The 16,517-nt window shown below is 36.1% G+C and carries 17 protein-coding genes and 1 riboswitch; of the genes, 2 read left to right on the top strand and 15 right to left on the bottom strand.

Annotation, left to right across the window (positions count from 1 at the left end; all coding sequences use genetic code 11):
- Positions 1-601: 601 nt before the first annotated feature.
- The 5 genes from ASU02_RS15440 to ASU02_RS26430 all read right to left on the bottom strand — a co-directional run bounded on the left by ASU02_RS15440 (position 602) and on the right by ASU02_RS26430 (position 3,956).
- Entirely contained in the window at positions 602-985 is a 384-nt protein-coding gene (locus ASU02_RS15440; protein WP_057765177.1) for a VOC family protein, read from the bottom strand.
- Positions 986-1,086: 101 nt separating this feature from the next.
- Entirely contained in the window at positions 1,087-1,362 is a 276-nt protein-coding gene (locus ASU02_RS15435) for an ArsR/SmtB family transcription factor (protein WP_057765175.1), read from the bottom strand.
- A 263-nt stretch (positions 1,363-1,625) separates the two neighbouring features.
- The gene (locus ASU02_RS15430; RefSeq protein WP_057765173.1) at positions 1,626-2,678 is read right to left on the bottom strand and encodes a P-loop NTPase family protein; all 1,053 of its coding nucleotides are present in this window, start codon (positions 2,676-2,678) and stop codon (positions 1,626-1,628) included.
- Positions 2,679-3,479: 801 nt separating this feature from the next.
- Positions 3,480-3,701: a hypothetical protein gene (locus ASU02_RS15425; protein WP_057765171.1), complete on the bottom strand. Its 222-nt coding sequence runs from the start codon at positions 3,699-3,701 to the stop codon at positions 3,480-3,482.
- 102 nt (positions 3,702-3,803) lie between these two features.
- A complete protein-coding gene (locus ASU02_RS26430; RefSeq protein ID WP_157684515.1) occupies positions 3,804-3,956 on the bottom strand; it encodes a hypothetical protein in 153 nt (50 codons plus the stop codon).
- A 134-nt stretch (positions 3,957-4,090) separates the two neighbouring features.
- Here ASU02_RS26430 and ASU02_RS15420 point away from each other — a divergent pair, with 134 nt between their 5' ends.
- Positions 4,091-4,963 (top strand): DUF1259 domain-containing protein, encoded by an 873-nt coding sequence (locus ASU02_RS15420; protein ID WP_057765308.1) that lies wholly within the window; start codon positions 4,091-4,093, stop codon positions 4,961-4,963.
- Between the two features lie 107 nt (positions 4,964-5,070).
- On the opposite strand, the gene ASU02_RS15415 is transcribed toward ASU02_RS15420, so the two are convergent.
- The 9 genes from ASU02_RS15415 to ASU02_RS15375 all read right to left on the bottom strand — a co-directional run bounded on the left by ASU02_RS15415 (position 5,071) and on the right by ASU02_RS15375 (position 14,008).
- Positions 5,071-6,243: a TraB/GumN family protein gene (locus tag ASU02_RS15415; protein ID WP_057765169.1), complete on the bottom strand. Its 1,173-nt coding sequence runs from the start codon at positions 6,241-6,243 to the stop codon at positions 5,071-5,073.
- 231 nt (positions 6,244-6,474) lie between these two features.
- Positions 6,475-7,284, bottom strand: a complete 810-nt coding sequence (locus ASU02_RS15410; protein ID WP_057765167.1) for a protein phosphatase 2C domain-containing protein — start codon at positions 7,282-7,284, stop codon at positions 6,475-6,477.
- Position 7,285: 1 nt separating this feature from the next.
- Positions 7,286-7,729, bottom strand: a complete 444-nt coding sequence (locus ASU02_RS15405) for an HIT family protein (protein WP_082631820.1) — start codon at positions 7,727-7,729, stop codon at positions 7,286-7,288.
- Positions 7,730-7,859: 130 nt separating this feature from the next.
- The gene (locus ASU02_RS15400) at positions 7,860-9,545 is read right to left on the bottom strand and encodes a methyl-accepting chemotaxis protein (RefSeq protein ID WP_057765163.1); all 1,686 of its coding nucleotides are present in this window, start codon (positions 9,543-9,545) and stop codon (positions 7,860-7,862) included.
- 145 nt (positions 9,546-9,690) lie between these two features.
- The gene (locus tag ASU02_RS15395) at positions 9,691-10,005 is read right to left on the bottom strand and encodes a DMT family transporter (protein WP_057765161.1); all 315 of its coding nucleotides are present in this window, start codon (positions 10,003-10,005) and stop codon (positions 9,691-9,693) included.
- Positions 10,002-10,340, bottom strand: a complete 339-nt coding sequence (locus ASU02_RS15390) for a DMT family transporter (RefSeq protein ID WP_057765159.1) — start codon at positions 10,338-10,340, stop codon at positions 10,002-10,004. Before ASU02_RS15390 ends, ASU02_RS15395 begins: the two co-directional genes overlap by 4 nt.
- Positions 10,341-10,403: 63 nt before the next feature.
- A riboswitch (guanidine-I (ykkC/yxkD leader) is annotated at positions 10,404-10,500 on the bottom strand.
- Between the two features lie 348 nt (positions 10,501-10,848).
- On the bottom strand, positions 10,849-12,180 hold the full coding sequence (locus ASU02_RS15385; RefSeq protein WP_456297728.1) for a putative polysaccharide biosynthesis protein: 1,332 nt from the start codon (positions 12,178-12,180) through the stop codon (positions 10,849-10,851).
- Positions 12,181-12,207: 27 nt separating this feature from the next.
- Positions 12,208-12,630, bottom strand: a complete 423-nt coding sequence (locus ASU02_RS15380) for an NUDIX domain-containing protein (protein ID WP_232426266.1) — start codon at positions 12,628-12,630, stop codon at positions 12,208-12,210.
- Between the two features lie 142 nt (positions 12,631-12,772).
- Positions 12,773-14,008: a dicarboxylate/amino acid:cation symporter gene (locus ASU02_RS15375; RefSeq protein ID WP_057765157.1), complete on the bottom strand. Its 1,236-nt coding sequence runs from the start codon at positions 14,006-14,008 to the stop codon at positions 12,773-12,775.
- A gap of 358 nt (positions 14,009-14,366) precedes the next feature.
- On the opposite strand from ASU02_RS15375, the gene ASU02_RS15370 reads away from it, so the two are divergent.
- Positions 14,367-15,950 carry a GNAT family N-acetyltransferase gene (locus tag ASU02_RS15370; protein WP_057765155.1) on the top strand — a complete coding sequence of 528 codons (1,584 nt, stop codon included), beginning with the start codon at positions 14,367-14,369 and terminating at the stop codon, positions 15,948-15,950.
- Positions 15,951-15,991: 41 nt separating this feature from the next.
- On the opposite strand, the gene ASU02_RS15365 is transcribed toward ASU02_RS15370, so the two are convergent.
- Entirely contained in the window at positions 15,992-16,402 is a 411-nt protein-coding gene (locus tag ASU02_RS15365) for a VWA-like domain-containing protein (protein WP_057765153.1), read from the bottom strand.
- Between the last annotated feature and the right edge of the window lie 115 nt (positions 16,403-16,517).

Genomic DNA, 16,517 nt, shown 5'->3' with positions numbered 1-16,517 from the left:
AAAAAGCCTGTGCTTTTATATGCCCAAGCTCAAATCATAGGTCAAATCAACCAATTTCTAACTAATTTAATCCGTATGAGTGAGGGGCAATATATTTAAAATCCAAGGTTATCTTCATGAAATTTGTCATTGCGTAATCTCACTCCCTTCCATAATATTATGAATATTATACCAATTAAATTTCCATTATTCAATTAATATTTCTGTAATTGAATAAAATATTTTTTTAAATATATAAGAGTCTACTTCTTGGTAACAGAGTAGAGCATCTGTAACAAAAAGCTTCTCTTAAAAGGATCCAACAGCCTATAAAGATAAATGGAATTCCTATTTTAATAAGCCCTTAACGTTGAAATTTTTGCAAAATTTTAATCCCTTACAACTCTGTATGCCGCGGATAAAGCCAGAATATGTATTATATTTCACCTCTAGTATTTCATTCAAAATATGGCTTTCGTGTTATTCTAAAAAAAAATAAAACCCCGTCCCAAAAATTAGGACAGGGTTAAAATAAAGTAATTTATTTTAAATAATAGAATTACACAGTACTTATAATTTATCGAAAATATCGTTAAGTAATCTCATTTATTTTGTATTTTGTTTATTCTTGCATAATCTGAATAAGGTTGCCGCATGTATCATCGAATACTGCTATTGTTAAATCACCCATCTTTGTGGGTTCCATAGTAAACTTCACACCTTTTTCCATTAATTTTTTGTACTCTGCATGAATATCTGCAACCCCAAACATTGTTACTGGTATGCCATCAGCAAATAACTTCTGTTGATACTCTTTTGCTGCTGGATGGTTATTTGGTTCAAGTAAAAGCTCGGTACCCTTTTCATCCTCAGGAGATACAAGCGTTATCCACCTAAATTCACCAGTAGGAACGTCATGTTTTTTTACAAATCCCAGTGTTTCAGAATAAAATTGCAGTGCCTTATCTTGGTTATCTACAAATATACTGGTTACAATGATTTTCATTCTGTTTTTCCCTCCAATTAAAGTCATTACGTAAGGTGCTTTGCTAAAAATGGCTCATAGCTGAGTTATCATAGATTCATCTAAAATCTTCCCAATAAAATCTATATCCATCCTTCTAGTAAATTTTTAAGTGGTTCATTGTTAAATATAAGTACTCGATATTTCCCCTTTCGTTTTGAAGATACGAGCCCTGCATCTTCTAATGCTGCAAGATGTTTAGCTATCGCCTGTCGCGAAATGGAAAGATTGTGGATCGTTATGAGTCGAACTGTAAGTTCATACAACGTCTGCTCGTTTCGTTTGGAAAGTTCGTCTAATATCAGCCTTCGAGTCGAGTCTCCAAGTGCTTTGAATATAACGTCTTTGTCCCAATTCATATATTTAGTATATGCAACTCTAAGGTTGCTTGTCAAGAGCAACTTTAGAGTTGCATGAAAAAAGAAAATACATCAGACAACTGTTTTGAACATTTTTTAAATAAATATATTTATACTGACTTTAAGTTAGGATAAATCCTAGCTCTTCACAAGCTCCATACTCTTATTAACTTTAGTAATATTTAATTATTCATGATAAACAAAATAACCAAATAAAACAAAAAAAATTGAACCCAAATAACGAGTTCTACTTTGCTTTCTTATTAATCAGCAATATATTGACCAATATAGGATAATCTTTCAGTTTCGATAGAATCAGTTACTCCATCTAAGATTTTACGGACATCGTTTATTGTTTCTATTAAGGCAACAGATTCCCCTTTTTGTCCTGTGAATTCTTCTGCGACATAGAACGGCTGAGTTAAATAGGCTTCCAGCCGTTCACCACGTTTGAACGTTTGAATTTCTGATGCTGGGAGATACTCCAATCCTCTTACATTTACTAATGACAGGAGCTCACGGTACCGACGTAGGAGTTTTTGTGCGCGCTGTTGTGTGGCGAGGTGATTTTGATCAAGATGGGCTCCTTCTAAAACGGAGGAGGTTGAATAAATTGGGTTAACTGCTGGAAACTTATGTCTTGCCGACAAATCTGCATCGAATTGCCATAATGTTTCAAGCGGACCGTATGGCAGGTCTTCATCAACTGATTCTCCGGTCAAATCGACCAAAAAGGTGGTGACAGTATTGAGCCCTATTCCCTGTAATCGCTCTTGAAGGTCGTAAATTTCCCCAGTTAAAACATTTCTACGATCTGCAGCGAATGCGATATCTGTTGTCTTTCCTTTCACAGCGATTTCTTCATATGCTTCATCGATCGTTGCAGCAATGATGTCAGTATTTACTTTGACATCACTTAATTCTGGAAAGTTTCCTTCTGGCATAAGCAAAATGGTTGTAAAACCATCCTTTTTTAAGCGAAAAAATAACTCAGACAGCAGGACAAGCTGGCCCATACCATGGCGAGCCACAAGACCTATTGTGCCGCCTTTTGCAAGTGGTGCAAATAAATCTAAAGCTTTGATCTTCGTTTCAATCATCTCAACCTTCTCCCCTCTAATGATCAACTCATCTAGACTACACTCAGCTAGCGAAGCAAGTGCAACTAATGTGCGAACTTCTGACCTGCCAACAGGGATCTTCCCTGTGCAAAGATTAGAAACAGTAGCAGGACGTAATCCAACAGATTTTGCTGCGGTTGTTAAATTAGGCACTCTTCTACGCAATAATGAAACATTTAATCTCAGATCTTCCAAGATTTACACCTCCTCTTACTTTTAAGAGTAATTCATTTTTCATTAAAGCGCAATATTTTTTTACTCTCTGGCGTAATTATTTTTACATTATTGTATTGATCATTTATATTGGATGAATGTAGTACGGCTTGTATGTATAAAAATTGAAATTTTTAAAAAGAATTAAGAACCTAAGAAAACATTGGATTTAACTTTGGACAACAAATGATGTTCAGATTTCCGATAGGCTCAGGTATTAAAGAATTAGGAATGATAGCCCTTTACAGGTAAATTTGCTGGAGTCGGGCATCATTGAGGCGGGATGATTCCCCTTTTCACGTTATTTCACAGAATGCGGGCATCATTAAGGTGGGATCATTCCCCTTTTCACGTTATTTCAATGGACGCTGGCATCATTGAGGTGGGATGATTCCCCTTTTCACATTAATTCAATGGACGCTGGCATCATTGAGGTGGGATGATTCCCCTTTTCGCATTAATTCGATGTACGCGGGCATCATTGAGGCGGGATGATTCCCCTTTTCACGTTATTTCACTGAATGTGGGCATCATTGAGGTGGGATCATTTCCCTTTTCACGTTATTTCACTGAATCCGGGCATCATTGAGGTAGGATGATTCCGCTTTTCACGTTAATTCACTGGGGACGGGCATTGAAGAATGTGATGAATCCTATTTGATTAATTAACATTCGGGCGAGTATCAGAGAAAATAGAATCCCCTTTTTATAAGCTAAATACGCGCAGGAATCATATAATCCCAATGATTCCTGCGGCCAAATAAAACACCAATTACTGCATTTTCACAATACTTTTTTATCTTTTTGTCCTTCGAGCTGCATTTGTTCCAGCTCTAGTCTCATTTTTTGCGTTTCAATTAGGTAGTTTTGATGTTTAAGCTTTTCCAATTCTAATTCGTCCTGGATCATTTTGTGCTTGATCTTTGACTGTTTTTGAAAATGATCGGTTACGATGGCGATGATTGGTATAGAGAAAACCATAACAATAGCAATAGCTCCAGTCATAAATATCTCTCCTGACATAATATCTGTATTACTAATATATTACACATGAGGTTGATGGAATCCTATCTAGTCGTTTGATTTTATTTATTTATCTAAAATAAACTAATTGCTTGCTTGTAGATCGTTTACAAGTCCTTTTTTATCTTCCCAATCACGAGTGATCTTTAATCCTTCTTCATTAGAAATTGTTAATTGTCCCTTTATTCCTTTTTCATATGCATCAAAACCCTGCCGAACTATAACCCAATTTTGCATTTGATGTTAACCTAGTGCATAGGTAAAATATACAGACTTTCACTCACAAACAATCAGTCAAGTTCCTTAATTTACGCAACTGAACATAATGTCCAGAAATTTAATAATCAGGAGATGATTTGAAATTGAACAATATGAGCAACATGAACCCAGATCCCCTTTGCCAGGAGTTTGCGGAAATTCTGGGGGCAACACCTTCTGTTATTAATGATGTTTGTACTGCGACAAGATCTAGGACAAATATTCACCCAGTTGTATTAGGTCGGAGAGCAGAATCCTTTATGTTTGTTCCACAGGCATTTTCATTTGAAAACCTAGATCAGAATGGAAAGGCATTATGTCTTGGTGAAACTGTCCTCCTTCAAGAAGAAGTGAACCCATTTATGACAATTTTGCGTGAACAAGGTATTATTGTGACGGCTCTTCACAATCATTGGCTTTTTGAAAATCCTCGGCTAATGTACATGCATTTCGAATCTAATGATAATCCTTTGACATTTGCAAGAAAAGTAAGAAGAGCACTGGAAGTTTTAATCACACGCAATGTTGGAAATTCTCAAAGAGTTCAAAGTGTAGCAAACAGACGGGGAAGAGAGATATGTGAAGAGTTCAATAGAATATTAGGTGGCAGCATGCATACATTTGAAGATGGCATTTGCATTGTGATGAAATCACGTACAAATATTATGCCTCGAGTACTTGGAAGGCGTGGAAGATCATTTTTATTGATTCCACAAATGTTTGCTTTTGAATCATTAACAGCGGACGGCAGAGCACTATGCAGTGGGGAAACAGTGATTTTGCAAGAAGAAATAAATCCCTTTATTAGCAGGCTTCGCGAAAACAATATTATTGTGACGGCCTTTCATAATCATTGGCTTTTTGATAACCCAAGACTGATGTATATTCATTTTGAGAAAATAGACAATCCAATCCGCTTTGCAATTGATGTAGAGGATGCTATGACAGTACTCACTACAAAAAAGATTGTACCTACTACTAAATAAAAGGAAAACTTACTGTTTTTGCAAATTTTCTTAGATTTTCAGATCATACCTTTCTCATTTTATTATAAAAGGATGTTATCTACGTTCATAGACAACATCCTTTGTCATTATAAATGCTTGATAAATAAACGAATGACATCTGCTCCGCCAATAAAGGTTCCAAGCGAGCTTCCGATATTTGCCAGAACAACTACAAGAAGTACTCTTGTTACTTTATTTTGCCAAAAACCTTTAAAACTAAAAACGTCCTCAGACAGAGTCTCAAAGTCTTTTACGCTTGGTCTACGGAAATAGGCCTGTACCGTTCCAGCAAACCAGCCTGCAGCCGTTATTGGATCTAATGCTGTAATAGGCGCAGCGATAAACGCTGTCAAAATGGCTAGCGGGTGTCCGAATGCAATGGCTGTTCCTAGTGCAGCAAACGCTCCGTGCCAAAGGACCCAGCTTAATGTTTGCTGAAGACCGGCAGAAGGGTTCGTATTAAAGGTATAGGCAATAATAGCGATAATAAAAATTGGAATAAGCCACCCGATAATTTTGGGAGCCTTCGATTTTGGCGGTACTTCGTTCAGGCGAGCTAAATTATGTTCTTTCCTTATTTCCTTTGTTATACCTGGCACGTGTGCTGCTCCTAACACAGCAACAACTTTTTCTCCAGGAGCGTTTTTAATTTTCTCAGCTAAATACTGGTCGCGCTCATCAATTAATGGCGTCTTTAATTTCGGAAAGGTTTCAGTGAACTCATTTAAAATGGCATTAATCGTATCTTGGTCCTTAATCTTTTCCAGTTCTTCTTCAGAAATACTTTCTTTACTGAATATACTAGCGATTACTTGTGTAAGCAGCATTGCTTTCCCTTTTAATCCTATTCCTCCCCATATACGTGAAAAGGTAATTTGAATATTTCGGTCGGCAAGGACAAGTTCAGCCCCTGTTTCCTTTGCTGATTCAATTCCTTGAATCATTTCCTGTCCTGCATTTATGCCAAATTGCTTGGCCATCCGATTCTGGAAAGAAGAAATAGCGAGATTCATTAATAGCAATGAGGCTTTTTTCTCTTTAATCACCTGAAAGATATCCATTTCCTTCCACTTATTCCCGTCTGTAATGGATTTATATCTTTGTTCATCTAACTCGATACATACAGCATCTGGCTGTTCAGCTTCTATTACTTCTTTAACCAATTCTGCACTGTGCTTTGAAACGTGTGCTGTTCCAATTAATATGTATTCTTTATTGTCTATGTGTAATCTCGTTATATTTTCATTTTCAACAGACATATATTACCTTCCTTTTATCAATAATTAGCCAGGTTTTATTAAGGGATGGTTATCATTAAATTCTAAGATTCACCTTATATAGTATAACAGATTTTCAACTTCCTGATATAATTTGATTATGGAGGATGATAATTATGATTATGTTTCTTCATTTTAACTTTTTTAATAGGATAAAAGGAATATTATTTTAACAGGTTCGATTGTATGAAGATAAGTTAAAAACCAGAATCTCTATTCATTACTAGGTCTTGTTACCTTATTAACAATATCTACTTTCCAAGAAATAATTGTTGTGCTATCTCTTACATGATTCTCCTGAATTTTTTGAAGAAGCAACTTAATGCTCTCTTTATCTTCTGAATTTGAAAGCAAACTATAAATATCTTTTGGATTTGAAAAGGGGTCATTAGGACATTCAATAAGTCCGTCGGTTGTTAAAAAAATTTGGTTTGATCCCTTTCTTAGCTCTCTTGTACCACTGCTATAACATGGAACTGTTTGTTCAAATGTATTGACTTGTCCAATCCATTCGAAGAATTGTCGTTGATTTATTTGGTATTGACCAAGTGAAGCAAGTTCTGGATGAAAGATATAAGAGATACAGTCACCAACAGAGAGCCACCAAATATATTTATTCCTTCGTGCGACAATTAAACAAGCCGTTTCTCCCTTTATTCTACGACATGCAGAAAGAAATTCTTCTCCTTGAAATTGATCTAGGACTACTTTTTCAAGTCTTTTAAAACATTTGTTCATGGGCATTGAAAACGCAGCTGCAATGTCTGTTTTTTTCAATGTAAATATATCTATTACTAATTCTGCACTTTCTGCAGTATTATGTGCGTCCAGAATGATTGCAAATTCCCATTCCTTTTTCTCGTCTGCCCATATTAAACAGCCATCTTCATTTTTATACTGACCTGCTGCTGAATTCCCTCCAAAACGTCCAATAGTTATGTGATTAATTCTTTGAACATTTATTTTATCAACATAATGATCCTGGCTGCCAACCCATGTGAATTCTTTAATTGTACTACTCATATCAATTGTTCTCTAGGTACGTTTTTATACGGGTGCAAAGTGCCACTACATCGGTATTGTCACCCATCGGGGCATCTCCCCAATCATATACTTCCCATGGACCCCAAAATTCCTTAGGCGTATTTGGATATCTCGCTACTAAGTGTAGATGTAGATGCGGTACTGTGTTACCTGAAACAACTGCATAAACATGTTCTGCCTGTTCAGATTCCATGAGTGCTTTACTAACCCTAGCCATCATTAATCCAAATGCTTTAGCTTCATCTGCCGTCATATCTCCGAGTGTTGGAGCGTGTCTTTTTAAATCAATCATAATATGCCCTAAATAATTAGGTTCTCCATTCCTATCAATATGCCCTATATAGACATACTCATTTTCATAGATCTGTACACCAGCCGTTTTAATAGCTCCACTATGTTTATTACAAACAAAACACTCATTCACAGTTATCTCTCCCCTTTTTAAATATTCCTAAGATTATAATACAAAAACCTAAGTATTGGTATAATTTTCTAAATATTAAATATAGCTAAACAAAAAACACCTCCCAAACTGGAGGTGTCATACAATTATTTTATACTTTAAATCGTGATACCATGGTTTGCAGGTCCTCAGCTAATTTTGATAAAGAGGCTGTTGCATAGGATATTTCTTCCATTGTAGCCAACTGCTCTTGTGTGGAGGATGCAATGTTTTCTGTACTTGCTGCAGTTTCTTTCGTTCCTTCAGTTATTCCTTCAATTGAATGCTGTACCATTTCAAAACCAGCGGTTATTTGCTGTGTAGTTGCAGCTACCCCCTGGATTTGTGCGGTTACTTTTTCAATTGAATCAAGAATTTCTTTAAAGTTAGTTACAGTTTCCTTCGAAATATTTATACCTGTAGCGACATTTTCCTTAACTTGGACAATGTTGCTGACGGTATCATTCGATTCGCTCTGAATCGTTGCAACTAGATGGTGAATTTTATTAACAGAAAGATTTGTTTCGTCCGCCAATATTCTGACTTCATCTGCTACTACAGCAAAGCCTTTTCCATGTTCACCTGCTCTCGCAGCTTCAATTGCCGCATTTAATGCTAGTAAATTGGTTTGACTGGAAATATCCGTGATTAATGAAGAAATTTCTTTAATTTCTTGTACACTTGATACTAAAGAGTTTACACCTTCACCAGCCAAGTCAACCGAATGATGAATAGACTCCATTTGCTCTACAACCTTTTTTACAGATTCTGATCCATTTTCAGCCTGTATTTTCATTGCTGACGAAACCTCTGCCACCGTTGCTGTGTTTTCTGTCACCTCTACTAAGCTTTGCAGTGATTGATTAACTTCTTGCAAACTATTCTCCATCATTTCACTTTGGTCTGCATTGCTATCTGCAATGGTTTGCATAGAAGCAGAAACAAGCTCTGTAGTCGCTTTTGATTGTTCTGCACTTGCTGTTAATTCTTCTGATGATGCAGCAACTTGTTCTGAGGAGCTGCCAACTTGTTTAATGATATCTCTCAATGATTCTACGAACATATTAAACGATTTAGCTAATTGTCCAAACTCATTCTTCCCCTTGATTCTTACTCGTTTTGTTAAATCCGCCTCACCTTGAGCAATTTCTTCTAATTGTTTGTTAATTTGACCAAGTGGGATAAGAATGGACCTTAATAAGAAGATCCCTAACAAAACACCAATGATTGTCGCGATGATTACGGCAGAAAGGAGTGCTGTCTTACTCCAGCTTCCTTCTCTTTCTATCCTATTACTTAAACTATTTACATCTTTCTCAAGGGTTTCAACTAGCTGGTTTACAGCGGGATCTAATACTTCTTTCCTTAAAGCTCTCTCTTCGCCAAAATGTAAACTTCTAGCTTCAGATGGATTTTCATTGAAAGTTCTTATTACCTGCTGATTCATCTTCCAGAATTCATCGAAACTTTCTTCTAGAGAAACAAGATCTTTTTTATATTTGTCTTCTTTTATTAAAGCTTCTATGTCTTTAAAGGTTTTCTTAATTTCATTTGCTTTATTTTGCATCCCAGCAGAATATTGTTCCTCCCCGGTAATGATAAACGCTCGTTCATCATTAGAAACACCAGTTAGACGATATTGAACTTTAACTATTCCTTTTTGAACTTCCATTTTGTTTTTTAATAACTGATTTTGATCAATGGTTGAATTAATTATAGCAATTGAAAACAAGCCTAAACCAATTACCGTTATTATTAAGATGGATAGGGTAGAAATTAAACTCGTTTTTATCTTCAACTTTCTGTCACTCCCATTTGGTGTAAAATAAATTAACTTCAAGAATTATCTGGCAGTATACGCAATAGTTAATCGCACTTTATTATATCGGTAAAGTGATAGAAAGTTTTAATACTAAATTGTACAGTTAAATAAAAAAATTATCCTATGATACGATCTTTAAGCCAATTGCAGAGCCTAATACCAAAGTTATAAATAAAAGACGTTTCCAGTCCTTTGGCTCCCCATATAAGACCATTCCTAATATAGCTCCTCCAGAAGCCCCCATTCCTGTCCATATCGCATAAGCTGTTCCCATTGGCAGTTTTTCCATGGCAAGTGCGAGAAATACAAAGCTTAATCCGAAACCAACAAGCATGAAGAAAAGCGATTTCCAGTTGCCGTTCTTGTGTAAACTGTTAATCATCGTTACACCGATCATTTCAAAAATTCCTGCAAGTATCAGGTACATCCAGCTCATTCTGTATCCCCTCCCTCAATTTGCTCATCTTTCGTTACAAGCTTAAGACCAACAACACCAATTAATAGAATTAAAACAAGAATGATCTTAGAAATCTTCAATGGTTCATGAAAGAAAATGATTTCCGATAATACTGTCCCAGCTGTACCCATTCCAACAAATACGGCATACACCGTCCCTACCGGCAATTTTTTCCCAGCCATGATCATTAAATAAAAGCTAATAATAATCGAAATGATTGTCCCAATCCATGTCCATAAATCGTCCGCATGTTTTAAGCCTATCACCCAGAATACTTCAAAAAATGCAGCAATGAAAACTTTAACCCAGTTCATCTTTTTTCCTCCCAAACGTTTTTTAGTCAAAAAAAATAAGCCAAAGAGATCTGTATAACAGTTATCTCCCAGGCTTTTATCCTTCCGTGGCGCAGCAATTGCTGCGAGTTTTCTCTCGGACCAGTCCAAATAAGTTTGCGGAACCCTAGAAAACATTCATATTTATTTCATACCATTATTATCACAGTTAAAATAGTGTGGCAAACATCAAAATCTGGATAATTATTTGTAAATGCTTAATAATTCTCTAAAAATCTCTGACTTACTTCCCCTTTAGAAAATTTTTAAATCGAATAAAATTTATGCCATATAAAGAAATGATGTAAACAGGAGAATACCTAATGTGCTACAAATCATAACAACTAAAAATGTACCTGCAAATTCTTCTAAAACTTCCTTTAGAAAGTAAACACAAATAGCCATAATCAATGCAGAAACCAAGATACTCACTAACCGATATTTGATTTTTAGCCGTTTTAAACCAATCGTCTTTTGGATGATCAATATGTTAAAAGTTAGTGAAGTAAAATACCCAACGTATGTTGCTAAGATAAAACCCTTTTCTAAAAAAATACTTGGTAATAACAAAGTTCAGGATTACTTTCATAATGATACCTATAAATAATCCGATTATTAACTTTTTCTGCTGATTAATTGCTTGTAGAATAGAAGTAGTTATCCCATAGAATGCAATCAATATCGCAGCGGGGGCATAAACCTTCAATATTTGGCCGCCTAATACTGGTGAATTTCCAGCTAATAACAATTGATATAATGGTTCAGCAAGAACAAAGATCCCTAATGAAGCAGGCATGATAATAAACGTAAGAATTAGCAGAGATTGACCCATCTGTTCTTTTAACAAACCAAAATTATTCTGAACAAACGATTTTGTTATGTTTGGAATAATCGATACGCTGAGTCCCGTAGTAATCGAAACAGGAATGAGCACGAGAATTTGAGCAAGACCGATAACTGCGTTAACAATTTCCTCTTCACCTCTCACATACCCATTACTCCTTAGTACATCATTTATCGTGTATGTATCAATATTTTGATAAATTGGCAGGCTTAGTCCCATGATGACGAACGGAATAGAGTATGTGATCATTTCTTTAAATATAGAAATGACCGAAATATCATTATGTATGACTATCTCGTTTCTTGGTTTCATAAGAAATCGTTTTCTTTTCCAAAAATAGAACAAAAGGACTGCAAGCCCAGCTATTCCGCCAATAAATGCACCAAATGCTGCAACTCCCACAGCTGATTTGATTGATAAATGTAAGAATTTTAATGAAATGACAACACCTGCTAAGATAAATAATACTCTTGATAGTTGTTCGACAACTGTACTGATAGCTGAAGGTCCCATCGAATCATTTCCTTGAAAAAACCCACGCAGCAGACTCATAGGCGGGATAATGATCAAGGCAAAGCTGACAACACGTATGACAAAGATGACACTCCCTAACGAATTCCCATTGCCTTTTCCATCAACAACGATTCCTGCAAGGAACGGAGCTAACAAATATAATAGCAAGAAAGAAGTCATGCCTGTAACAAGCATGACTGCCATACCTGACTTTACTATTTTCCGAACGATGTCCTCTCTTTCAAGCTGTTTGTATTTTGCAGTTAATTTAGAAATAGCTAATGGGATGCCCATAGTTGAAAGACTTAGCATAATCGAATAAGGACCATAAGCATACTTGTATAAAGCATAGCCAGAATCCCCAACTAATAGTGTAAAAGGAACAATATAGATAAATCCAAGAATTTTTGATATAAACGATGCTGATGAAAGTAAAAGAGTTCCCCTTAGCAATTTATTTGTCATTTTGTCTACTTAATTCTAAAGCCGTTTTCACTGCCCAGCTTTGGTGTTCATGAAATAATTTTTTTGAACCTCTTCAATTTCCATCCATATTAAATGATGATCCTCTTCTAGCGGTTCGCAAATCTTTTTTCCGAGCTCACATCTATAAAAATAGCCCTGACTCAAATAATCCGTATATTCCTTCGTTGAAAAAAAGTATCTCTCCGCGTATCCAATATATTGTTTGATTTCTATTTCTAAGCCTAATTCCTCAATTGCTTCTCTTTTTAAGCATTCGATGTGTGTTTCCTCACCCTCTAGCCCTCCACCAAGGAGAAAGCATTTCCCGCCGTCTGTCTGAACGACTGCTGCATTCTTCATTGTTTCATTGAAAACAACCGCATAGACTGCTGGTCTCTTTATGTAGGACTTATTTGGATCCTGCTTGCCAAAAGTATGTATAGTTTGCATAGTCTCCTCCATCGATTCATAAAATTATTAGAATTCTAAAAAGTTGACATTATTATAGTTTATTATGAAATATTTTACAAAAGATGGATGAATGAAAATAGACTCCCAAAAGGAGCCTAATTTCAAGAATTATAGTGAAGCATTAAGCGCTTTTCTCCTCTGATACGAAATCTTCCTGCTTACCTTCCGATCGATCCACAATGACAGCACATACAGCATCGCCTGTAATATTGACAGAAGTCCTGCACATATCTAACAAACGGTCGACCCCAAGAACCAATGCAATTGCCTCAACAGGAAGACCGACAGATGTCAACACCATTGATAACATGATAAGCCCAACACCTGGTACTCCAGCAGTTCCTATACTCGCTAATGTTGCTGTTAATAAAATGGTGAGCAATTGGCTTAAACTAAGATTACTGCCATAAACTTGTGCAATAAAAACCGTTGCAACTCCTTGCATAATCGCTGTACCATCCATATTAATGGTTGCACCAAGCGGTTGGACAAAACCACTGACACTCTTTGAAACATTTAAATTATTTTGTGCTGATTTCATAGAGATGGGTAAAGTTGCACTGCTGCTTGACGTGCTGAAAGCAACAATCATAGCCGGTGAAAATCCTTTAAAAAACTTAATTGGGTTCATTTTTCCTATGAAAGATAATGCTGATCCGTATACAAGTACAAGCTGAAGAAGAAGTACAAATAATACAACAAACATATATTTGCCCATCGCCATAATGGCCCCAAATCCTTGACCGCCGATTGCCGTAGCAATTAATGCAAATGCACCAAATGGCGCAAATTTCATAATTACGTTAACTAGATACATTAATACATCATTTGCCTGCTCAATGAGTCGATAGATTCCATTCACCTTTTCACCAAGTCTGGACAACCCATATCCGATAAAAATCGAAAAAACGATGATTTGCAGCATTGATTCCTCAGCCATCGCATTGACTGGATTTGTTGGTATAATGTTCACAAGCGTATCAATGACAGGTGGCGCTTCTGTTGCCTCATAATTCGCTCCATTTAATTGAAAGTCTCCCGATCCTGGCTGGAACAAATAGCTCATTCCAATTGCTAAAATAATAGCTATTGCTGTTGTGATAAGAAAGAATGAAATAGTCTTCGCACCAATTTTCCCTAATTTTTTCGGATCGCTAATTCCAGCAGTCCCAAGAATTAAGGAAACAACAACAATTGGTACAACCAGCATTTTAATTAAATTCACGAATATTTTACCTAATGGATATAAAATATACGATTGGACAGTATCATACATATCAGGCAAAGCTAAATTTAATAGTAAGCCAACAACGATTCCAATTCCCATTCCCAATAGGATCTTTTTCGTTAAAGACATATTTAGCCTCCTCTTTATAATATACTGATAATTATAAATATTCATTTTATTTTAATCAATAGGACTAATGTTCTAGAGTTCACCAGATGGAATTATTGCCTTTTAAATCAGAGGTCTTAGATTCATCCCCTAGCCTTGTTGTATTCCAAACTAAAAACACTTAGAAATGATTCTATTAATCTGGCATTATAAATAAAATAAGATAATCTTACTTCCATGTAGAGCATCGATTAATTTTACTGCAGTTTTCCATTTTTAGGAGAAAGGTATTTCCATATAGCTCTTCTTATGCGAAAATAGATTTTAATCATGATGCATATCATTAGAATGTAGCTTTGTAAAAGAGAGGTTTTTTCAAATGTATTGGTGTAAAATTGCACGTACTGAAAAAGAGTTTGCGGAAATTGCAAAATTAAACTATGAAACCTTTGTAGAAGAGATCCCACAACACGCCCCAGATCCCAATGGAGTACGTGTGGATCCATTTCATAATGAAAATCAATATATTATTGTTTTAAAAGATCAAGAGCTTGTAGGAATGATTGCTATTCGTGATCAGCGTCCCTTCTCTTTAGATAAGAAGTTAGGCCCTGTTGAAAATCTATTATCGGAGGATGCGTTAACTGGTAAGCTTTGTGAAATCCGGCTTCTTGCTGTTAGGAAAGAGCATCGGAATGGACGTGTTTTCTTTATGCTTACTGGGGCATTATCTGATTATGCGTATAAAAAAGGGTATAGCGCAGCAGTTATTTCTGGAACTGTCCGTGAATTAAAACTATATGATCAAATGGGATTTGAAGCCTTCGCAGATCCAGTTGGCTCTGATGATGCGCAATTTATTCCTATGGTTCTAACAAGAGCACGTTATGAACAGTCTGTTGCCGCAAGATTAAAACAAAAGACGTACTCCTTTTTCCCAGGGCCTGTTCAATTAACCAATGATATTCGTGCTGCTTTGCTGCAAGAGCCTATTTCTCATCGTTCTTATGATTTCTCCGTTTCTTTAAAGAGTGTCCAGAATCGTCTTCTGAATATGAGTAAGGCTAAATATGTACACGTATTGTCAGGCAGTGGCACACTTGCAAATGAGGCGATGGTTGGGCAAATTAGCTGTCTGTCAGGGAAAGGGTTAATTCTTACCAATGGGGCGTTTGGGGAACGATTAAAAGCACAAGCAGATCGGTGGAATCTCAAATACGAACTACTTTCGTATGAATGGGGCGAGCCATTTAAAGAGTCTCAAATTCACGAAAAGCTTGAAAATGAAAAATATGAATGGCTCCTTATGGCTCATGGGGAAACATCAACTGGCATGCTAAATAATTTAGAAATGATTCAGCACCTGTGCCGAAAATATCAGGTCAAATTATGTGTCGATTGTGTAAGTTCCTTTGGAGCACTGCCATTCTCCTTAGCTGATGTATACCTAGCAACAGGAGTAAGCGGGAAAGCTGTAGGGACGATGAGCGGAATTGCAATTGTCTTTTCTAATCATGTCATAGAAGTGGACAAGAATTTACCATCTTATCTTGATCTTGGCTTATATGCAAATGGGAATATCCCATTTACTTACTCCTCCCAGCTATTCAAAAGCTTTGAGCAAGCCTTATATGCTTATGAAAATGATGGACGCTATAAACTGTTACAAAGCCGTTATGAACTGTTGCTTGCCGCAGAGAATGAAGAGGAAATGTCGTTTTTAACAACTGACGGGTATCCCATGATTGTCACATTAAAAGGAAATGAAGATGATCAATATATGGCAGATGATGCAGCTCTAACAGGTTTTGAATTGCATTATAAAAGTGCTTACTTGGCTGAAAGAGGCTGGGTACAGCTGTCGATTATCCAGCCTGATTTCGAAAAAGCATGGACAAAATTTAGAAAGTGGCATTTGATCTATAAAGATTATCAAAAAAAACAGCTTCATATTCATAGTTAAGACAAATTGGATCCCTCACATCTTGCGAGGGATCTTTCTTGTTAAGCAACTTTAATTACTTTCCCAAATGGAACATTTGGGATGAAATCATCAGGAACGAGCCAATATAAATCAAAATCAACTGTATCCATTTCTTCAGGTATAAACCCGGTCACATCAGTAATATAAAATAGAGTATCTAATTTTTCTTCCTGTGCCCATTCAAGTACTAGTGTGTAGGAAGACTTTCCGTGTGAATAATATTTAATGGTATCACTTTTTATTGGCGTAATACTCCTTATTTTAAAATCTGCCTGAACTAATAGTGTATCCGGTTTTAGTTGCTCAAATAGCTTAACAATATTATTAATCAGCATCTTTGGAACTTCATTTGTAGATGTATCTACACATAATGCGACTTTCTTGTCTCCCTGCTTCTGCAATAAAGTAAGCATTCTTTTATGCCATTTCAACCGTAATCTCCCCCTTGTTTAATGAACAAGCTATCTTATTTTGGATGAATAAGATATGGTTTATGATTGGATAATTACGGAAAAAACTTTTCAATACATCGTGTTGAAACAATTT

Source organism: Cytobacillus praedii (assembly GCF_001439605.1).
Classification (GTDB): Bacteria; Bacillota; Bacilli; order Bacillales; family Cytobacillaceae; genus Cytobacillus; species Cytobacillus praedii.
This window is presented reverse-complemented; position numbering and strand designations above follow the sequence as displayed.